At 47.1% G+C, this 18,850-nt stretch carries 21 protein-coding genes and 1 riboswitch; of the genes, 7 read left to right on the forward strand and 14 right to left on the reverse strand.

Going from position 1 to position 18,850, the window contains the following annotated elements; genetic code table 11:
- Positions 1-18: 18 nt before the first annotated feature.
- A complete protein-coding gene (locus HP398_RS06745) occupies positions 19-1,116 on the reverse strand; it encodes a class I SAM-dependent methyltransferase (RefSeq protein ID WP_173622204.1) in 1,098 nt (365 codons plus the stop codon).
- Positions 1,117-1,209: 93 nt separating this feature from the next.
- On the opposite strand from HP398_RS06745, the gene HP398_RS06750 reads away from it, so the two are divergent.
- On the forward strand, positions 1,210-2,283 hold the full coding sequence (locus tag HP398_RS06750; RefSeq protein ID WP_017249584.1) for a hypothetical protein: 1,074 nt from the start codon (positions 1,210-1,212) through the stop codon (positions 2,281-2,283).
- Between the two features lie 13 nt (positions 2,284-2,296).
- Here the strand turns inward: HP398_RS06750 and HP398_RS06755 are convergent, their stop codons facing one another.
- Entirely contained in the window at positions 2,297-3,553 is a 1,257-nt protein-coding gene (locus HP398_RS06755) for a CapA family protein (protein ID WP_173622205.1), read from the reverse strand.
- A 94-nt stretch (positions 3,554-3,647) separates the two neighbouring features.
- The gene (locus HP398_RS06760) at positions 3,648-4,295 is read right to left on the reverse strand and encodes an MBL fold metallo-hydrolase (protein WP_173622206.1); all 648 of its coding nucleotides are present in this window, start codon (positions 4,293-4,295) and stop codon (positions 3,648-3,650) included.
- A 63-nt stretch (positions 4,296-4,358) separates the two neighbouring features.
- Here HP398_RS06760 and HP398_RS06765 point away from each other — a divergent pair, with 63 nt between their 5' ends.
- On the forward strand, positions 4,359-4,859 hold the full coding sequence (locus HP398_RS06765; RefSeq protein WP_173622207.1) for a hypothetical protein: 501 nt from the start codon (positions 4,359-4,361) through the stop codon (positions 4,857-4,859).
- Between the two features lie 53 nt (positions 4,860-4,912).
- Here the strand turns inward: HP398_RS06765 and HP398_RS06770 are convergent, their stop codons facing one another.
- A complete protein-coding gene (locus HP398_RS06770; RefSeq protein ID WP_173622208.1) occupies positions 4,913-5,452 on the reverse strand; it encodes a hypothetical protein in 540 nt (179 codons plus the stop codon).
- 82 nt (positions 5,453-5,534) lie between these two features.
- A complete protein-coding gene (locus tag HP398_RS06775; RefSeq protein ID WP_017249589.1) occupies positions 5,535-5,981 on the reverse strand; it encodes a hypothetical protein in 447 nt (148 codons plus the stop codon).
- Between the two features lie 137 nt (positions 5,982-6,118).
- Here HP398_RS06775 and HP398_RS06780 point away from each other — a divergent pair, with 137 nt between their 5' ends.
- On the forward strand, positions 6,119-6,595 hold the full coding sequence (locus HP398_RS06780) for a DinB family protein (protein WP_173622209.1): 477 nt from the start codon (positions 6,119-6,121) through the stop codon (positions 6,593-6,595).
- A 334-nt stretch (positions 6,596-6,929) separates the two neighbouring features.
- On the opposite strand, the gene HP398_RS06785 is transcribed toward HP398_RS06780, so the two are convergent.
- Positions 6,930-8,264 carry a PhoH family protein gene (locus HP398_RS06785; RefSeq protein WP_069849661.1) on the reverse strand — a complete coding sequence of 445 codons (1,335 nt, stop codon included), beginning with the start codon at positions 8,262-8,264 and terminating at the stop codon, positions 6,930-6,932.
- Between the two features lie 202 nt (positions 8,265-8,466).
- On the opposite strand from HP398_RS06785, the gene HP398_RS06790 reads away from it, so the two are divergent.
- Positions 8,467-9,069 carry a YhcN/YlaJ family sporulation lipoprotein gene (locus HP398_RS06790; RefSeq protein WP_026043165.1) on the forward strand — a complete coding sequence of 201 codons (603 nt, stop codon included), beginning with the start codon at positions 8,467-8,469 and terminating at the stop codon, positions 9,067-9,069.
- Positions 9,070-9,093: 24 nt separating this feature from the next.
- Here the strand turns inward: HP398_RS06790 and HP398_RS06795 are convergent, their stop codons facing one another.
- The 3 genes from HP398_RS06795 to HP398_RS06805 form a co-directional block, all read right to left on the reverse strand.
- Entirely contained in the window at positions 9,094-10,281 is a 1,188-nt protein-coding gene (locus HP398_RS06795) for a trans-sulfuration enzyme family protein (protein WP_173622210.1), read from the reverse strand.
- Complete coding sequence (locus HP398_RS06800; RefSeq protein ID WP_173622211.1) at positions 10,278-11,441, reverse strand: aminotransferase class I/II-fold pyridoxal phosphate-dependent enzyme; 1,164 nt, start codon at positions 11,439-11,441, stop codon at positions 10,278-10,280. The genes HP398_RS06795 and HP398_RS06800 overlap by 4 nt, the downstream gene beginning before the upstream one ends.
- 94 nt (positions 11,442-11,535) lie before the next feature.
- A riboswitch (SAM riboswitch) is annotated at positions 11,536-11,655 on the reverse strand.
- A 74-nt stretch (positions 11,656-11,729) separates the two neighbouring features.
- Positions 11,730-12,188 (reverse strand): pyridoxamine 5'-phosphate oxidase family protein, encoded by a 459-nt coding sequence (locus HP398_RS06805; RefSeq protein WP_173622212.1) that lies wholly within the window; start codon positions 12,186-12,188, stop codon positions 11,730-11,732.
- A gap of 167 nt (positions 12,189-12,355) precedes the next feature.
- On the opposite strand from HP398_RS06805, the gene HP398_RS06810 reads away from it, so the two are divergent.
- Entirely contained in the window at positions 12,356-12,667 is a 312-nt protein-coding gene (locus HP398_RS06810; protein WP_015892138.1) for a DUF5665 domain-containing protein, read from the forward strand.
- A gap of 9 nt (positions 12,668-12,676) precedes the next feature.
- Here the strand turns inward: HP398_RS06810 and HP398_RS06815 are convergent, their stop codons facing one another.
- The 3 genes from HP398_RS06815 to HP398_RS06825 form a co-directional block, all read right to left on the reverse strand.
- Positions 12,677-14,056, reverse strand: a complete 1,380-nt coding sequence (locus tag HP398_RS06815; RefSeq protein WP_173622213.1) for a hypothetical protein — start codon at positions 14,054-14,056, stop codon at positions 12,677-12,679.
- Positions 14,057-14,246: 190 nt separating this feature from the next.
- Entirely contained in the window at positions 14,247-14,522 is a 276-nt protein-coding gene (locus tag HP398_RS06820) for a hypothetical protein (protein ID WP_017249597.1), read from the reverse strand.
- Positions 14,523-14,532: 10 nt separating this feature from the next.
- Positions 14,533-14,859, reverse strand: a complete 327-nt coding sequence (locus HP398_RS06825; protein ID WP_017249598.1) for a YlaH-like family protein — start codon at positions 14,857-14,859, stop codon at positions 14,533-14,535.
- A gap of 231 nt (positions 14,860-15,090) precedes the next feature.
- On the opposite strand from HP398_RS06825, the gene HP398_RS06830 reads away from it, so the two are divergent.
- On the forward strand, positions 15,091-15,564 hold the full coding sequence (locus tag HP398_RS06830) for a glutathione peroxidase (protein ID WP_017249599.1): 474 nt from the start codon (positions 15,091-15,093) through the stop codon (positions 15,562-15,564).
- 67 nt (positions 15,565-15,631) lie between these two features.
- On the opposite strand, the gene typA is transcribed toward HP398_RS06830, so the two are convergent.
- Positions 15,632-17,473 (reverse strand): translational GTPase TypA, encoded by a 1,842-nt coding sequence (gene typA, locus HP398_RS06835; RefSeq protein WP_017249600.1) that lies wholly within the window; start codon positions 17,471-17,473, stop codon positions 15,632-15,634.
- A 139-nt stretch (positions 17,474-17,612) separates the two neighbouring features.
- Between typA and HP398_RS06840 the strand changes: the two genes are divergently transcribed.
- Positions 17,613-18,224 carry a YhcN/YlaJ family sporulation lipoprotein gene (locus tag HP398_RS06840; RefSeq protein WP_173622214.1) on the forward strand — a complete coding sequence of 204 codons (612 nt, stop codon included), beginning with the start codon at positions 17,613-17,615 and terminating at the stop codon, positions 18,222-18,224.
- 79 nt (positions 18,225-18,303) lie between these two features.
- Here HP398_RS06840 and speD read toward each other — a convergent pair whose 3' ends face one another.
- Entirely contained in the window at positions 18,304-18,705 is a 402-nt protein-coding gene (gene speD, locus HP398_RS06845; protein WP_007723244.1) for an adenosylmethionine decarboxylase, read from the reverse strand.
- Positions 18,706-18,850: the final 145 nt, after the last annotated feature.

Here is an 18,850-nt window from a genome sequence, read left to right on the forward strand (position 1 = left end):
TTATGTTTTCCTCTTCTTTTACTCCCAGGTGCCTTTCTCTTGGACCATGACCCAAAAACGCCCACCTAAGCCAGCAGGATCAATCAACTGCTGGATCGCCCGATTCCGTTTCATCGCAACGCTCGTGAAAGGGTCTGTATCCATATGCGCGACCGCTTTATGAAGCAAGCCATTCCGCATCAAAAACCGATCCTGTCTCATATAGTCTATTTCCCGTAAACCAGCCTTTTCTCCATACTCTTGCCACGCAGAAAAATTCACATGTGTCGTCAAGTCTTGTTCGCCTATGTTGATATACGGATTCGCATGAGCCTGATGACGATGGTAGCACATCAATGTTCCGTTTTTTCGACTAGGATGGTAAAGCTCTTCTTGCAGATCACCGTAATCAATCGTGATGACGAACCCTTTTTTCAATAGGCTGGAAACTTCTTGTGCGGCTTGCTCCATCGCCATATTTATCTCGATCCGCATGCCGATTGGCAGCTTCAAGTTTAGCTCGCGCAAATATTCCTCAAGCGTTGGTGTCATATCCCCCAGACACTCTTCCAATCCATCCTCGCCAACACGCACCCATACTTCCTGCCAGCCGGATCTGGTTTTCTCCACAATATGTACTGGAAATGCGTCCAGCCATTCATTCGAGAAAATAACCCCTTCTATTTTTTCATGCTTGGCAGCTTCATTCACAGAAGAATACCAGCGCTTTGGACCCTCGTGCCACTGGAGCGCCTCCTGCTGCATTTTCCGGTGATAAGGACTCGCCTCTATCAAAATGATCGTCAGCTCTTTGTATACCTCTGGCTTGCTCTCACGGATGTGCTCCAGCATGTGTCGGCAAACAGCCCCGGTGCCACCACCGATCTCAACGAGCACAGGCGAAGTAATATCCGACTTCTCCCACAATGCCAAGATTGCATCTGCGATTGTTTCCGCAAAGACAGGATGCACCGATGCACTCGTATAAAAATCTCCCGCTTTGCCTACTTTGGGTTGTTCGACCATATAATATCCATACGTGTCATGATAGAGGGCCAACTCCATAAAGCGCGCGAACGTAATCGCTTTCCCTGGTTGGCTTGCTATTTCCTCGCGAATCAGTTCGATCATCGGCATAAGCTCTTCTCCTGCTATCCAAATTCAACTAGATAAGGCTATAATACGAAAAGAAGCATACAATATGGAAAGGCAAAAGCAAAAGGTGAAATCATGCGCAAATTTCTTCTCGTCTTGTTCCTACTTGTATGTCCACTGACGGTATTCGCACAGGAAGAGCCCTCTACTCCTTTGGAGCAGCTCATCCTGCAGCAGCATTTTACACAAAAAGAGCTGGAGCGAACCCTCACCTTACTCAAGGAAGAAGAGACGCGGACATACGGGGAAATCGCTCAAATGGATCTCGATTTGCAACGACAAAAGCTGGTGATGGAAGCGACACAACGCCGGGCCGGTGAGGTAGCGCGAGCCTATTACATGGGCGAGCGTACTAATCTTCTGACGTTACTATTAAATGCGGAAAATTTCAATCAGTTCTTATTGATGTACGACTTCTACGAGATCTTGTACGAGCGTGACATGTCTCGACTAGAGTCCTATCATACTGAGCGCACCAAGCTCACTGCGATGCAAACCGACAAAAAGAATCGATTGGACCAACTTCAAACGCTGCGAAAAAAATACGAGCTTCAATTAGCAGAAATGCTCGCTGTTGCCGCTGAAAAAGAAAAAAACGTACAAAAGCTGGATAACCCGACAGTTGTGGAATCCATGATGAATCACTTGATTTTAGACTGGGAAAAACGTGGTTTGCCCGCATTCCAGACCTTCTTCGGAATGCTCGCGCAGGTGATGGTTCAAGTTCCCGAGTTGGCGACGCCGGATCGAATTCAGTCGGAAGGTCTCCTCAAGCATACACTAACCATCAATCAGACTGACTTCAACAATTTTCTGATAGAGAAAGACGCCTTGTTTAAACAATCCCATTTCGCCTTTGAGGATAACAAGCTGACCGTGGAAGGCACGTATGATCAGATGGAGCTAAAGCTCGTTGGTAACTATGAGCTCGTCTCACCTACCCATCTCAAATTCCACATTACCGAGCTGTACTTTGACGGCTTTGCCTTGCCTCAATCGACCGTGGAGGAAATGGAGGAAGCGTACGATCTCGGATTTTATCCGGAGCTGATCTCCCCCAACATCCAAGTGCAAGGCATCACGCTGATGGACGAAGAATTAAAACTCCAGCTACAATTCAATCTTCCATTTGGATTTGGAAAGAAGTAAAGCCAGCTATTTGTTAGCTGGCTTTTTTCTTGGAGACAACCTTATTGACATGAACCGGCATTTCCTTCTGCAATTGTGTCATGTACTGGATCGCTTCTTTCGTCAGCGTAGGGTATTTCTGCCCCTGCTTCAGCTTCTCCAATGTTTCTGACACCGGGTAAATGACATAGTTGCGCTTATTATTTTTCCGATAAAAATGAACGTAGGTCGGAATCATTTCAGCACTTTCGATGCTGGCCTCTCCTGACTCATTCTTGTACAGCACAAGCTTCAGGATTGCGCCAACATCCTTGTAGTCCCAACGCTGCGCAGAGATGAAATTGCCCAACGAATAGGCGATCAGTCCTTTGTGTTGACGTCCATCTTCGAGAGTAACCGTCTTCCATTCATAAGGTTGTACCACATGTGGATGCGCCCCCAAAATCAAATCCGCTCCAAATGTTAGAGCTTGCTCGGCGGTCTTGATTTGTTCAGGACTAGGCATGCGTTGATACTCATTTCCGAAATGAAGCGCCACTGCAACCAGATCGGCTCCTTTTTCTCTTGCCCGTGCGATGTCTTTTTTTATCAGCGCAGGCGAAATCAGATTGACCAGATACGGCTTGCCTTCTGGAATCGCGATTCCATTCGTTCCGTACGTATACGATAGCAAGGCTAGTGTGAATCCGTCCTTGGTCAACAACAAGGGCTCATCTCGATCCTCGGGACTGGCAAACGTTCCCGTGTGCGGAAGACCGGCTTCATCAAGATATTTGATGGTTTGCAGAACCCCTTGTTCTTTGCGGTCCATCGAATGGTTATTCGCTGTCGATACCGCAGTAAATCCAAATTCCTTCAACGAATGTGCAAGCGACTCAGGAGAATTAAACATCGGATAGCCTGAGTATTTGGCCTTGCTACCGCTCATCGTTGTCTCAAGATTGCCGATAACCCAGTCTGCCTCACGGAACATCGGGATGACATTCGGGAAGAATCGTTGAAAATCATAGCTTTTCGTCGCTGGGTCCCAGACGGCATCCAACTGCTCCTGATGCATCATGATATCCCCAACAGCAAGAAGGGAGATACGCTGTTCCGGAAATCTTGATGGCAAAGTCGGAGGTTGTGTCTCCTGATGATTGGGCGCTGTCTGCGGTGGTGTTGCGGGATCAGGCGCTTTCACGTCGGGAGCTTGGTTGGTCTTATCTGCTTGGGCGATGGGTGCTGCACACCCAACCAGACTCGTGCAGGCGATAACGAGAATGAATGCCCATTTCCATGTTCGCTTCATAATGAATAGCTCCTTTAGTAAATGGTGACCCCTTCCTTTTCTCCACCACCTGACAAAATCCTCTCCCATATTTTATAAAGAATGATGAAGTGACTTAACGGAGCATGCCTGTGACAAACGGATTGTACGTTTTCTCGTAGTCGATCGTCGTCTTCGGTCCATGCCCTGGATACACAATGGTTTCATCATCAAGCTCAAACAGCTTGTCTTGGATACTGATCATCAGCGTTTCGTAATCTCCTCCGAAGAGATCCGTACGCCCGATGCTTTGGTTAAACAGAACGTCGCCACCGAAGCAGTGCTGGCCAATGACAAATGAACAGCTGCCTGGTGAATGCCCTGGCGTATGCAGCACCTGAATGTGAAAACCTGCCAGTTCCAGAGTCTGACCATCCTCCAGTTCGTGCTCGGCCCGCTCACATACGATGAGTTCAGGCAGATTCCAGCGTCGAGATCCGTTGAGATCAGGGTTTGTGAGCCATTCCTGCTCCAGTGGATGAATGTAAACCGGTGCTTTTGTCAATTCTCTTACTTGGTTGAGACCACCAATATGATCCAAGTGGGCATGCGTCAAAAGAATGGCAACGACGTTTTTATTTACGAGAGCGTGAAGCAACTGATCTGGCTCCATACCCGGGTCAATCACAATGGTTTGATTGGTATCGGTGTTTGTCACCACATACGCATTGGTTTGAAATGCTCCCAACGCATAGGATTCAATGGCAAGATTTTGATTCGTCATAGGAAACCTCCTTGATTTTTTGATACGATAGAAAAAACACGCTTGCAAACATGGGGGTATGACATGCGCCATATGTACGGAATTGAACTGAATGTACCAGCCGGGAAGCTCCCTGGCTTCTATGCTCAAGTCATACATAAAATCGGAGATCATGTCAATGTCTTTGATCGGGACAAACTGCTTTTTATTTTAGAGAATCAAGCCGAACTGGAGAAGCTGGAAACCATTTTGGAGAAGTCCAACATGTTAGGCGATGCCTTTTCCCTATTGCTGCTCCCGTCAGCAACCACAATCGATCAACTCGATGATATCGGTTTTGTCTCCCAAAATGAACATTTGTATGTATATGCAGATCAAGTTGCCATCGTAACGCTCGGGGCTCCATCCCACTCAGAAGATCAGTGGGCTGCTACGGAGCAACTCCGTGAGCACATTCTAGGCGTGATACCCGAAAATACACAACAACCCGAAGCCTACCTGATCGATCAAAGCTTGATTCCACTGGCAGAGGGCATCGCGAAGGCTTATCAAGTGAAGCTCGTTTGGCACCATCCGACTAAATGAATCCTTTACACGCAAAAAAGGGAGTTCCTCATAAGCGAACTCCCTTCTCCTTTTTACGATGATTTACGATCAAATCGGAACCACGCTACTTGATTGTCCACAAGACCAAAATTGGCGGTGTATTTACTGCCCTCAAATACCACTTCTGGTTCGCCTTTTCCTTTTCCGTACAGCTTCTCTAGCTGTTCAGCACTGTCAAACATGGCGAGTCCTCGGTATGTTTTGAATTTTTGCCCGTCCTCACGCGGAACTCCTCCCAGCATGATTGATGTCAATTCACCTTTGTGGACTTTGATCATCATCTGGGTCTGATCAACCAGCAGCATCCCCATTACAGCATCTCCCGCACCCTGCGACATCTGCTCTACCGTGTAACTTTGCCTTGTCACCATATCCATAAAATCAGCTTTTGTCGGCTTCAAAATATCCATCGCTTCTTTTATGTTCTGCCCGAGATACATGCCGTTGACTCCGTATTCCTTTTGATTTTCAGAGTCAAATGTAGCAGTTGGTTCCGACTGGGCCGAACACGCCGCCAAGACAACAACTGTTAATACCCAAACTGCAGTCATTCGCAAGCATTTCCACATCATTCACCTGTGCCCACCTTTGCTACCACTCTTTTGGTTATCTTAGCTTATCCGGCAAGCATCGGGCAACCATAGGGAGACGAGCTTATTCTCGTGTTCCGCTGACTTTGCGGCGCGGTCGATTAGGCGGCAGATTGCTGTCCACCGATTGTTTGAAGTTCTCTAGTATTTTGAGGAGTGATGCGAAAAAAGGCGAACCAAACACCGCTACAATTCCCCACATCCAGGTTCCTAACTGCCACGAATTTTTTACATAAGCGGATTCAGCACCAGTTAAAATGAGAGCTGGATCCAGACCAAGCATGCCAAAAATGACACCAGCAGCCAATACGGAAATAAGCAGATTGAAAAAGCGCTTGTAGTGCATCAGTCTAGCAGCGTGATACTGATCCTCCCAGCAATTTTCTTTCGCCTCATAGTCCGTCGCCAAAAAGGGAACGACTGATTTAAAAGCTTCCGTGACACCTGCTGCCGCGCTGGACACCGCTGTTATATAAATCAAAAAAGAAATAGATGAATCCAACGTAACCATCATGCTTCCCCCCTTTGTACATATGTATGGAGATGGAGGGACAACTTGCAAATTTTTTACAGTTTGTATATTTCCCCTTTTCTGTTTATACGGTAACATGTTGGTGCATGTAAATATGAGGAAGGGCAGGGATTGCTATGCAGGACTTTTCTTTTGTATGGAATCAGTACGACTTGATTCGCGGAATGTTTTTGGCGAGATTGACGGAAATAACCGAGGAAGAAGCAGACGTGGTTCCAGATGGCTTTAAAAACAACATTCGCTGGAATCTTGGTCATATTCTCCTGACACAAGATTACTTGCTCTTCGGATCAGAAGGAATGAAATGTCCTCCGTATTACGCAGCCATGTTTGCTCCAGGAACCAAGCCTGCTGATTGGCAAAAAGAAGGACCTTCCCTCGAGACCTTAGCTGCAGAGCTAAAAGAACAACATGTGCGTATTAAAGAAGAGTTGCATTCCCGATTGAATGATCCATTGCCAAAACCGTTTCAGCTAGGGGACAAAGGCACTATGCATACTAATGGGGAAATGATGGTCTTCACTCTTTTCCATGAAGGGATGCACATCGGATGTATTTCGTCATTGCGAAATGCGATCACAGCTGCTAAATAAGGAAAATCGGACAAAGACGCGGGAATTTTTTATCCGCGTTTTTCTTTTTCCTCCGAATCTGCAAAAAATGAAAACCGCTCCAATGAGGAGCGGTCCTTGTCGAGCCCGAATTGCTTATGGGGTTCTACCGGTTATTCTCTTTGGCTCTTCAACCTCCATCGTAGAGAAAAGTAGCTAAAGGAATCGGTTAATCTCCATACGACTTTCGTCGATTGCTTGATCATGATTATCCACGGATCTTCGCCTCCTGCAAGGCATTTCGCCGTTTACTTACATGAATCATCGGGCTCGACAAAAATAGTATGACCTCCTCGCTGTTTTTCATACATCCTCTTTACAATAAATCTGCGGCCAGCTGTGCAAGCACACTCCGTTCGCCTTTTTCCAACTGGATATGTCCAGCCAGCTTTTGGTCTTTAAATACTTCTACCACGTAGGTTAAACCGTTGTTGCTCTCATCCAAGTATGGATGATCAATCTGCTCAGGATCACCCATTAGCACAATTTTCGAGCCGTCCCCTACCCTCGTCAGGATCGTCTTCACTTCATGCTTTGTCAAGTTTTGCGCTTCATCAATGATAATAAATTGTTCGGGGATGGAGCGCCCACGAATATACGTCAAAGCTTCCACCTGCAAACTACCCATGCCTGCCAAAATTTTATCCAGATCACCTGGGCGCTTTGTGTTAAACAAATATTCCAAATTATCATAAATCGGTTGCATCCACGGTCGAAGCTTTTCTTCTTTTTCGCCGGGCAAATAACCGATGTCTTTTCCAAGCGGAACGATAGGTCTTGCCACTAACAGTTTTTTGTATTTTTGCTGGTCCTCGATTTGCAGCAGGCCCGCTGCTAATGCCAGCAAAGTTTTTCCTGTACCGGCCTTACCGGTCATAGTTACTAAAGGAATATCATCTCGTAGCAGCAATTCGGTTGCCATCCGTTGCTGTACGTTACGGGCTCGGATGCCCCAAATCGGATCATCATCTGACACAAGCATTTCTAACGTTTTTCCGTCCGGGTCGACCTTTCCAATCGCTGAAATAGATGGGTTGCATTCGTCCTTCAGCACTAAAAATTGATGAGGGTAAAAGCGATAGCGTGGAAAACAGGAGGCCAACTGCAGCTTTCTTGTCGCGTAGTAGTTCTTGATGATATCGGACGCTACCATCATCTTCTGATACCCCGGGTAAATACTGGAGAACTCCCCAACAACTCGATCCGAAAGAAAATCCTCTGCGGAAATATTCAATGCATCAGCCTTAACTCTCATGAGAGCATCCTTACTTACCAAAATGACCGGTCTTGGCTGTGGTTTTCCGTTTTCCTCCTCCTGTAAGTTTAGTGCGACCGCCAAAATGCGGTTGTCATTACTCATTTCTGTGAATTGTTTCTGAAGGCGGTGGAAAGAGGAATGATTCAGTTCCACCCGAAACAACCCGCCTGTTTCTAGGGTAATACCAGTGTGTAATTGCCCCAGCTCACGAAAACTGTCAAAGAGCCGAGATACGTACCGAGCATTGCGGCCGATTTCATCCATGTACCGCTTTTTGGAATCGATTTCTTCTAATACGACAGCTGGTATGACTATTTCGTTGTCAGCGAAAGAAAACATCGCCCTTGGATCTTGCAGGAGTACGTTGGTGTCCAGTACGTAGATTTTCTTCAAAATCTCGCCTCCTATTACCCTTCTTATATACCCTATGCAATTTTTGGAGGGATGCTCAAGTGCGGCGACGTGATGTACTACAGTCTATGTTCAGGTAGACAGAGATAGACGACCCATTGGCAGAATGAAAATCGGCAGCCCAGAACAAAATACTTGTAACCCTGCCCTCCTCAAGAAGGAAGGCAATACTGGGAAAGGGAGAATGCCTGTGAAACGGATCATGATCTGCTGCCTCGGTTTTAGCTTGTTGCTTACAGCATGCATGTCGGGCAAAAATCCACCAGCCAATCAGGCTGCACAGCCGAAGCATGCCACTCATACGCAACGCGTTCAGCAAACAGCTCCTGAGCCTGCTTATAATCAATCTTCTCAAGCCACCGCTGATCGTCTGGCCCAACTGGCAACACGTGTGAAAAGGGTACACAGCGCGACTGCTGTGGTCTTGGGTAAATATGCTGTAGTCGGTATTACTGTAGACCCGAATTTGGATCGCCCAGAAGTCGGCGTCATTAAGTATACGGTTGCGGAAGCACTGAAAGAAGACCCTCAAGGAGCGAACGCTGTCGTAACCGCAGACCCTGCCGTCGTACAGCGGTTACGGGAAATGAGAGATGATATTCGTCGCGGCCATCCTGTTGCCGGTATTACGGAAGAGTTGGCGGATATCGTAGGTCGGATCATTCCCCAACTGCCGCGCAGTGTGCAGCCTCGCGATGAAACACCTTCTCAAGTAAAAGAAAAACGCATGCACAAAGAGCCGCAAGGACAAAACAAAATCAACGCAAATCGTACAGGAACCCCTTAAAAGAAAAAGAGGTATCCCCCGGATTTAAGCCCGGGAGAATACCTCTTTTTCTTTATGGACTGGTGCTTCAGATGGCAAATGATCCAAAGCTTGCTTCAAATCTGCTACCAAGTCATCGAAATCCTCTAAGCCAGCTGACAACCTGATCAAGCCATCTGTGATTCCCCTTGCAGCTCTTTCCTCAGCAGGCATCGCTGCATGTGACATCGTAGCTGGGTACGAGAGAATCGTTTCCACTGCCCCGAGGCTGACAGCCACAATCGGCAATTTTACACGATTAAACAATGCTTTTGCTCGCTCCCGACTCCCTACATCAAAAGAAAGAACAGCCCCATGACCAGTCGCTTGTTGTGTTTGAATCAGATGACCAGGATGATCCTCCAGCCCTGTATAGTAAACGCGGCTTATTTGTGGATGCGATGACAACCAGTCGGCCAAGCTCGCGGCTGTTTTCGTGCTGACATCTAGTCGGGCTTTCAATGTTTTGAGCCCACGCATCACCAGCCAGCAGTCCTGCACACCCAAAATCGCTCCCATGCCATTCTGGATAAAGTAGAGCTGCTCCCCTAACGCAGCCTCCCTGGTAACGGCCAGGCCTGCCACGACGTCGCTATGCCCTCCAATAAACTTCGTTGCACTATGAATGACCACATCTGCGCCAAGTTCCAATGGCCGCTGGTAATACGGGGTAAGGAACGTATTATCGACAATGACGAGCAAGCCGTGCTCCTTCGCGATACGAGAAACCGCTGCAATATCTGTCACCTTTAAGGTAGGATTGGAGGGGGTCTCCAGGTAAACCCCTTTCGTTGCCGATGTAATGGCCGCACGAACGGAATCAGTATTTGTTGCATCCACGAACGTAACGGAGATGCCCATTCTCGATAATACCTTGGTCAAAAACCGAAACGTGCCACCGTATACATCTTCCGCCACTACAACATGGTCTCCAGCTGAAAACAACATGAAAACGCTGGATATGGCAGCCATGCCAGATGAGAACGCGAAACCGCGTGCGCCTCCCTCCAGAGACGCAATGGCTTCCTCCAAAGCCTGCCTGGTCGGATTGCCTGATCTGGCATAATCGAATGTACCTGGCTGATCGATATCAGCCTGATGAAACGTCGAAGCTTGATAAATCGGAACCGACGACGCACCTGTGAACGGGTCAATGTAAGTCGAACCGTGGAGGATCTTGGTTGCAAAATTCATCGTACACTCCCCCCTACGACTAAACTAGCATTCAATGCCTGAAACAAATCGGCTACGACATCATCTGGATGCTCGATGCCAACCGACAGTCGCAACAATCGATCACAAACACCGACGTGCTCTCTGACTTCTTGCGGGATATCGGCGTGAGTCTGCGTCGCCGGATACGTACACAATGACTCGACACCACCCAGACTTTCCGCAAAGGATACGATTTGCAGATTTTGCAGGAACAATCCCACCTGCTCTGCATCGTGTACGCGGAACGATACCATCCCACTATGCCCAGTTGCTTGTTGCACCTGTATCTCATGCCCCGGATGCTCTGGCAGACCTGGATAAAATACCTCCGCCACTGCCGGATGCTCACGCAGCTTTTTCGCTACAATCAAGGCATTGGATTGATGACGATCCATCCGCAATGCCAATGTTTTCATCCCGCGAACGAGAAGCCAGCAATCTTGTGGTCCAAGTACAGCACCGATTGAATTGTGCAAAAACCTGATTTTTTCCGACAACTCTCCCCCTTTTGTTACGATGAGTCCAGCCAGTACATCGTTATGTCCTGCCAAATACTTGGTTGCACTATGTAGAACGATATCTGCACCAAGCTCCAGTGGGCGTTGACAATAAGGGGTTAAGAATGTGTTGTCTACAATCGTAAGGAGACCATGCTGTTTCGCCAATTGCGTTACTGCTCGAATATCGGTAATCTGCATGAGCGGATTGGTTGGTGTCTCGACGAAGATCGCCTTTGTCTCAGGGCGAATCGCATTTTTGAGTGCACCAATGTCACGCAAATCCACATACGAAAACGTCAGACCATAGCGAGAGAGCACTTGCTCGAACAATCGATAGGTTCCCCCGTACAGATCGAGTGAAACGATCAGATGATCCCCTTGGGAAAACAAGCCCATGACGGTATGAACAGCAGCCATTCCTGAGGCGCAAGCGAAACCTGCATCTCCTGATTCCGCTTCAGCGATGGTCTCCTCCAAAATAGTGCGAGTAGGATTAGCTGTGCGTGTATAATCGTATCCAGTGCTCTGGCCCAAGGCCGGATGGCGATAAGCCGTTGCATAGTAAACAGGAAAGCTCACCGCCCCTGTTTTTTCATCTCTGCCTACTCCCGCCTGAATCAATTTCGTTTCCAAATTCATGTCTGTTTCTCTCCCTCCAATAGTGTACAAGGGCATCAAAAAAGCCCTCTTTCCTCTGAAAGAAGGCTTTGTTTACGTCACCGTAAGCAAATCCTTCTCATCTTTCAGAGTTTGATAACTCTGCAGGAATTAGCACCATTATCTCCCTGATAAAATACAGGTGATTGGTTGCCGGGCATCATCGGGCCAGTCCCTCCGCCGCTCTGGATAAGAAGATTGCTATTCAATTTGATTGACCCTAATACTAAAGGATCGGCAGGATTCTTGTCAACAATTTATTTCCACCCGTTAATTTACATCTTTCAAGGCGGTCATCACTTGATTGTCCAGCTTCGCTGCCGCGTTTTTGTCATACGTCTTTTCATATTGTGGTTCTACGGAAATACGGGAACCGTAAAACATAATATCACGAACAGCCTCAATTTTGATTTCTGCCATGGCCAGCTTGAGCGGAACGCCTTCCAGTCGGTCTGTTTTGACAGAAGCACGACCATTAATGGCGAAAGACGAGCCGGCACCGATCAAATGCAAGACAACTTGCGGTTCCTTCGCAATATTAGCCAAAATACGTGAGCGATTATCCACGGCAAAACGAATCGTATCGGCGGTGACAGCATACGTCCAGGACAAGGAGCTGAGCGATGGTGCTCCTGACTCATGGTCTACTGTGCCCAAGGTAACAAAACGCTCCTTTTGCAAGAGCTTGAATAAATCTTCGGAAAGAGATTGGGAAACAGTTTCAGCCATTTCAAAGCCTCCTAACAAACGTTTTGTACGTTCATTTTACCCTTCGCCTAGCTGATAGGCAAACGTTTCCTCTTCACCTTGATTCTGGTTGTCTTTTTCCCTAGACTGGTAGTAACGATACCGAATGATGGAAGGGGATGGACAGCTTGTCGCCTACAGACCGCCTCATGCAGCAAATTGATCAAGTCCTTGAAGAGCTTCAGGAAGTTCGGAAGGTAAATGAGCGGATGCATAAAATTGCGATGTTCCTGGAAGATATCCGACTAGCAGATGTGATCCAAAATTACACAGCCCCGCGCAAGCTGCTCTGGATCAATTTCCTCGCAGGTCTTGCCCGGGGTCTGGGGTTGACGATTGGTACTGCTATCGTTTTGGCTTTCCTCGGCTCCCTCTTGACGCAATTTCTTTCCATCCCCATTCTGGGGGATTACATCAGACAATTGGTGGAGTACGTCGAGACTTACAAGCAGCGGCCTTAACGCTAGAGACTAGTCTCTGTCGTCGTCACGATCGTCATCTTCATCGTCATCATGATGTTTGTCGTGCTTTTTCCAATAGCCATACGCGTTGCCGTTGGGATGCTTATCTTTCTGCTTCCCTTTTTCTTTTTTCTTTTTGTCATCATCATCGTCTTTATCCTCATCTGTTGGCTTCACAGGCTCGACAATGACTTTTGTGCTTAATGCAACGTCATCTTTCTTAACCAGCTTATCATCTTCATACAATGCGAATTGAATGGTTTTGGCACTAAAGGAATGATTCTTGTACGACAATGTCAGCGAAAACTCGCCTTTGTCATTTGGCTTAATCTCTTTTTTCTTCCCGTCAGGAGCGATCACATACAATTCAGTGTCGTCCTTTTTATTCCAGCCGCTTACTGTCCCCTTCACTTGAATGGACTTGGCGGCAGGATTGTTTACAGCAGTCGCCTTAATGGCATATACGGTCGCTTGATCCTTGTCAGGAGCGTTAACGATTTCTACCTGAACGGATTCGGAATCAACCTTCTTGCCATCCTCGTAAATCTCGATCAAGGCTTTTTGATCTTTTGCTGCTTGTACATCCTTTACTGAAACTGTGAAGCTGCCTACGCCGTCCCACAGCTTCTTCACGTTTGCTTCTTTTTTCACGCCATTATAGGTGACAGTTACTTTGTCTGCCCCTTGCTTGACAATTCCTTTTACTTTTAATTCCTTTTTCTTCGCATCCAATACAGACATGGTATGGATGATCATTTCCTTATCTTCTTCTGCTTTTGGTACGATCTTTACTTTTTCGCTATCGACCAGCTTGCTGCCTTCATAGGCACTCACAGTTACATACGGTTCATAGGATGCATCTGGAGCTTCAAAGCTGACCGTAAAAGAGTGCTCCTTGGTCGGAACGACTTCAATAATGTCGGAATTCGGCTTTTTCACAACCACCTTGGTGACATCCGAAGTCACAATCCCCTTTATGTACACCTTGTTATTTTCAGTCTTGGCATTTACGCTCACGATTTCTTCATCATTGTCTGTCAAGCGCACTTCCAGCCAAATATCGCCGTAGTACTCGTTGTAAATACGCTCCCACTCCGCTTTGTTTTCTTCCATATAGGTTTGCAGTTTCGTATTCAAGTTGATTTCTTCTACAATGATGTACAAGTGATCCGCTTGATTCTTCAAGAGCATGTTCAACGTGGTTGGATCATTTTGGGCAAGTTCTTTCAGATTGTAGCGCGTTACTTGTTTCCCTTCGTCATTCATGACTACCTTTGTGGCACTTGGACTAGCAATCGAGCTTGCATCGGCAAAAATTGGCGTCAAACAGCCAAGAATACCTGCAGCTGTCACCACTGCTAATACGGGCTTGGTCATGTACTTTTTCAATGGTAGTTCCCCCTTCTAGTCTGGCAAAATCCCCCTGGTTGCTTGGGGCATGAATATTGACGGGAAATCATTTTCAAAAGTTGCATCCTCCAAGAAACCGCGTCTTATTACCTACAAAAAGCGCTTGATACAAAAAAACTCCACCCAACTTCCGAATCATTTCGGCAAGTGGAGGGGAGTCTTTGTCCCTTTAGTTGCAGTTGTACTTGGGTTCGCCTTCAATCGCGGCCAATAAAGCTTCGACTGATTCAGCAGGGTATCGTACTTCCAAGGCTTGAGATTCAGCGTTTCCAAAGAGCACGTACCAGCTGCCTTCCTGACGATAGCCGATATCGCTCATTTGATGATCCTCTTGCAGCAATTGCAAGAAAAAAGCAGCTGTATCCAAAGCAGAGTGGTCTTCTGGTCGCGCATCGGCAACCACTTGAATTTGGAGCCAGTTAAAAAGTGCATCTTCACGCTTCACTCGGTTCTCCTCACTTTCGCCCAGTTTGCTCCGGCTTGATCCGTACCTTTACAATCACGAGAATCGCAATCGCTACGAACATTGCACTTTTCACAGGAAGCTGCACATCCAAAATAGCGAAAATGAGAGCTCCAGCAAACAAAAGGATGTACAAGAGCACGTTTTTCAAAATAGGCATACGGATACGTGTAGCAAAGCCAAGATAATAGACGATAATTAATTCCACAAACAAAATCCAAGCCCGATATTTATCAGCCCATATGCGAAAGCTGTCATATGCGGTGAGCTGATCTGGATTCGTTGGCACATAGGTTGATGCGATTTGTATCCAGTCCATCACTTATCTCTCCTGTCTTCAAGCGGTGAAACTCCTACCGCTTCACATGCCACCTCATAGGCGGAATGAAACGAATAGTCACTCCTTTTTTCTTAGGAAAACGCTATCTTTCTTACTTTATCAGGTGGTGGATTCTGTGTCAAAAAACGGTAGGCTCTTCCATGTTGCTGGCATGAATTTCGCCGTACATGCTATGATGAAGATATGTCAGTAGAAAAAGGTGGGAATAAGATGAGCTTGTATGATATTGCCGTCAAAACCATTTCCGGTGAAGAAAAGACGTTAGCTGCCTTCAAAGGGCATGTCCTGCTAATCGTAAACGTCGCCAGCCAATGCGGCCTTACTCCTCAATACAAAGGGCTACAGGAGCTGTATGAGCGTTATCAGGATAAAGGTCTCGTTGTTCTCGGCTTCCCTTGCAACCAGTTCGCTGGACAAGAGCCAGGAACAGAAGAAGAAATCGCAACGTTCTGCGATCGAAATTACGGCGTGACGTTCCCGCTGTTTGCAAAGATCGATGTCAATGGTCCTGATACTCACCCGTTGTATCAGTACTTGAAGGAACATGCCCCGAGCGAAGAAAATCAAGATATCGAATGGAACTTCGCCAAATTCCTCGTGGATAAAGACGGTCAGGTTGTAAAACGCATCAGTGCTCGTACTCAACCTGAAGAGCTCATCGCTGCTATTGAAAGTCTGTTGTAAGGACAGCCCAAACAAAAACGCCACTTCATCCCAAACAGGATCAAGTGGCGTTCTTTTCTTTTCTATCTTACGCTTGCGGTTGTGCTTCATAGCGTCTTTGCTTCTCATAGCGCTCACGATCTGATTTGTTCAGATATTTTTTGCGCAGACGAACGGATTGAGGTGTTACTTCGCACAGCTCATCGTCGTTCAGATATTCCAATGCCTCTTCCAAAGACAACATGCGAGGAGCCTTCATTTTGACAGTCTCATCCTTGGTCGCAGAACGTACGTTGGTCGCATGCTTTTCTTTACATACGTTAACAACAAGATCGTTGTCACGGTTATGCTCGCCCACGATCATGCCCTCGTATACTTCTGTACCTGGGTGAATGAACATCGTTCCGCGATCCTCTACGGACATCAAGCCGTACGTGGTAGCTGTTCCTGTCTCGTGGGAAATAAGTACCCCTGCGTGACGTCCTCCTACCGCTCCTGGTACAAGTGGACGATAGCTGTCAAAAGAGTGGTTGAGAATACCGTAACCGCGTGTAATCGTCAAGAACTCTGTACGATATCCGATCAAACCACGGGATGGAATAATGAATTCCAGACGAACTTGTCCGAAGCCGTTGTTGATCATGTTAACCATCTCGGCTTTACGTTGACCCAATGTCTCCATAACCGGCCCTGTGTATTCCTCAGGTACATCAATGATCAACAGCTCAGCCGGTTCCATTTTTTGTCCATCGATCATACGAATGATAACCTCAGGCTTGGACACACCCAGCTCAAAGCCTTCACGACGCATGTTCTCTACCAAGATGGACAAGTGTAATTCACCACGTCCAGAAACCACATACGCATCTGGCGAATCTGTTTCATCTACACGCAGAGATACATCTGTCTCCAGCTCAGACATCAGACGATCACGCAGCTTGCGGGAAGTCACGTGCTTACCTTCGCGACCAGCAAACGGGCTGTTGTTCACGAGGAATGTCATTTGCAGGGTAGGCTCGTCAATTTTCAAGAGTGGCAATGCCTCTGGATGATCAACATGGCAAACCGTTTCCCCTACGTTAATATCATCTATACCAGAAATCGCTACGATATCTCCCGCTCTTGCTGTTTTTTGCTCAACACGTTGCAGACCGGAGAAACCGAACAGCTTTTGAATCCGCGCTTTTTTCACTTCGCCTTCGCGCGTAGTGACGGATACCATTTCATTCAAATTCATAGTACCGCGATAGATGCGGCCAATCCCGATACGACCCAAAAAGTCGTTGTAATCCAGCATGGTTACTTGCATTTGGAGCGGAGCAGATTCGTCTGCGTCAGGAGCAGGCATATGCTCTACGATGGTGTCAAACAGTGGGCGAAGGTCGCCTTCCAACTTATCTGGCTCAAGTCCTGCAATCCCTTGCAGACCGGAAGCATATACGATTGGGAATTCCAGCTGGTCTTCCGTCGCATCCAGATCAATGAACAGGTCGTACACTTCGTTGATAACTTCTTGAGGACGTGCATTGTCGCGGTCTACTTTGTTCACGACAACGATAGGGGTAACTTTTGCTTCCAGCGCTTTTTTCAACACAAAGCGTGTTTGTGGCATACAGCCTTCGAAGGCGTCGACGATCAACAGAACGCCATCCACCATGCTCATGATACGCTCAACCTCGCCACCGAAGTCAGCATGGCCTGGTGTATCCAAGATGTTAATCGTGAAATCATTGTATTTGACAGAAGTGGTTTTCGCCAGGATCGTAATTCCACGCTCGCGCTCCAGGTCGTTAGAGTCCATCATTCTCTCTTCTACCTGTTGGTTCGAGCGGAATGTGCCCGATTGGATCAAAAGTTTGTCAACCAGCGTGGTTTTTCCGTGGTCAACGTGGGCAATAATTGCAATGTTGCGTATGTCAAGACGCTTCATGTGAACCTCCTCTATTATGCATACCTTCCATATTAACAGGTAGTGAAACGCGGCACAATGGGCAGTTTTTTACGGGAGCCACTTCCAGAGTAAGGGACTTTATTTTCGTCATACTAAGAAAAATGGAGGTGGCATACGTATGAAACGGTACGGCCCGAAATATTTGGTTGGCTTGCTTATGATCACAACCATGATGACTGGATGCGCAAGCTCGAACAGCCATCCAAAAAATCAAGCGCACACACAAAGTACCACCTATCAGCAAGCCCCAGGTGCACGGACAAGCCTCGCTCATGATTATCATGCCTACACTGGCGGAATCAATGCCCGCAATTATCGAAACGGATATACGGTCAATGGTTTTAATCAGGATTTAGCTGAACAGCTCACCACGGTTGCAGATGACGTGCCTGGTGTGGAACGTGCTACTGTTCTCGTGAGCGGCACAGATGCCGTTATCGGAATTCGTGTTCGGAAAAATTTTGGCCCTGAACAAACGCGCATAATTGAACAGCAAGTCCACTCAGCCGTTCGTTCACGTGTTCCCAACTTCTCGATCCAAGTAGCCTCCGACGCAGGGACATTTGACCGGATTCGTGCCATCCATGCAGATATTTATGAAGAAGCGACGCATCGGACCAATCAAGTTGATGTGAGACCCGACATGAAAAGCCAGATCTCCAATACATCCACGGAATTTCGTTCTCTGCTCCACGATATTGGCCGCAGAATTCCTACTGTCACTCCATGATGACAAATAGGAATCGAAGCTCCATATAAAAGAGGTGCGGAATGAGCCCGCACCTCTTGAAAACTTTTCCATTTGTTACTTACTTTGCCGCTTCAACCAGCTTCATTTCTGGCTCAACAACTTGCAGTTCACCCAAACCACGAACTAATTTCTTCGCGTAAGTTTTTTCCGGCTTCAGCACGGATACCAAGTAGTCGATGGCGATTTGCGGATCAACGGTTTCCCCACACGTGTAGCAATCCAGAGCAGCAAAGCCGCGCTCAGGATACGTGTGAATGGACAGGTGGCTTTCCGAGAGAAGAACCAGTACGGTAGCACCCTGAGGAGAAAACTGCTTCGCTTGCACACTCAGTACCGTAGCACCGCATGCCTCAGCAGCCTCAATCATTTCCTTTTTCAAAAATTCTGCGTCGTTCAACAAATCAAACTGAACTCCCCATGTGTCAACAGCAACGTGTCTTCCGAAAGTCGAATATTCCATCTTTCGGTTCCCCCTTCCTAACGAGTGTAATGTTAAACATCGCTAGGACCTGCGTCATTCACTAACGGGGGCGGTTTCCGTTGTTATCCACCCTTTAAAGTGAATCCTGGTTCCTAATCCTGTTTCCAACGAAAACAACAATACC

Source organism: Brevibacillus sp. HB1.4B, assembly GCF_013284285.1.
Lineage (GTDB): Bacteria > Bacillota > Bacilli > Brevibacillales > Brevibacillaceae > Brevibacillus > Brevibacillus porteri.

Excerpts from the sequence above, each read along its gene's own strand:
- HP398_RS06755 (WP_173622205.1), bottom strand. The coding sequence starts at position 3,553 with ATGAAGCGAACATGGAAATGGGCATTCATTCTCGTTATCGCCTGCACG.
- HP398_RS06770 (WP_173622208.1), bottom strand. The coding sequence starts at position 5,452 with ATGATGTGGAAATGCTTGCGAATGACTGCAGTTTGGGTATTAACAGTT.
- HP398_RS06765 (WP_173622207.1), top strand. The coding sequence starts at position 4,359 with ATGCGCCATATGTACGGAATTGAACTGAATGTACCAGCCGGGAAGCTC.
- HP398_RS06745 (WP_173622204.1), bottom strand. The coding sequence starts at position 1,116 with ATGCCGATGATCGAACTGATTCGCGAGGAAATAGCAAGCCAACCAGGG.
- HP398_RS06800 (WP_173622211.1), bottom strand. The coding sequence starts at position 11,441 with ATGAATTTGGAAACGAAATTGATTCAGGCGGGAGTAGGCAGAGATGAA.
- HP398_RS06795 (WP_173622210.1), bottom strand. The coding sequence starts at position 10,281 with ATGAATTTTGCAACCAAGATCCTCCACGGTTCGACTTACATTGACCCG.
- HP398_RS06775 (WP_017249589.1), bottom strand. The coding sequence starts at position 5,981 with ATGGTTACGTTGGATTCATCTATTTCTTTTTTGATTTATATAACAGCG.
- HP398_RS06830 (WP_017249599.1), top strand. The coding sequence starts at position 15,091 with ATGAGCTTGTATGATATTGCCGTCAAAACCATTTCCGGTGAAGAAAAG.
- typA (WP_017249600.1), bottom strand. The coding sequence starts at position 17,473 with ATGAAGCGTCTTGACATACGCAACATTGCAATTATTGCCCACGTTGAC.
- HP398_RS06840 (WP_173622214.1), top strand. The coding sequence starts at position 17,613 with ATGAAACGGTACGGCCCGAAATATTTGGTTGGCTTGCTTATGATCACA.
- HP398_RS06810 (WP_015892138.1), top strand. The coding sequence starts at position 12,356 with ATGCAGCAAATTGATCAAGTCCTTGAAGAGCTTCAGGAAGTTCGGAAG.
- HP398_RS06780 (WP_173622209.1), top strand. The coding sequence starts at position 6,119 with ATGCAGGACTTTTCTTTTGTATGGAATCAGTACGACTTGATTCGCGGA.
- HP398_RS06805 (WP_173622212.1), bottom strand. The coding sequence starts at position 12,188 with ATGGCTGAAACTGTTTCCCAATCTCTTTCCGAAGATTTATTCAAGCTC.
- HP398_RS06760 (WP_173622206.1), bottom strand. The coding sequence starts at position 4,295 with ATGACGAATCAAAATCTTGCCATTGAATCCTATGCGTTGGGAGCATTT.
- HP398_RS06790 (WP_026043165.1), top strand. The coding sequence starts at position 8,467 with ATGCCTGTGAAACGGATCATGATCTGCTGCCTCGGTTTTAGCTTGTTG.
- speD (WP_007723244.1), bottom strand. The coding sequence starts at position 18,705 with ATGGAATATTCGACTTTCGGAAGACACGTTGCTGTTGACACATGGGGA.
- HP398_RS06825 (WP_017249598.1), bottom strand. The coding sequence starts at position 14,859 with ATGGACTGGATACAAATCGCATCAACCTATGTGCCAACGAATCCAGAT.
- HP398_RS06750 (WP_017249584.1), top strand. The coding sequence starts at position 1,210 with ATGCGCAAATTTCTTCTCGTCTTGTTCCTACTTGTATGTCCACTGACG.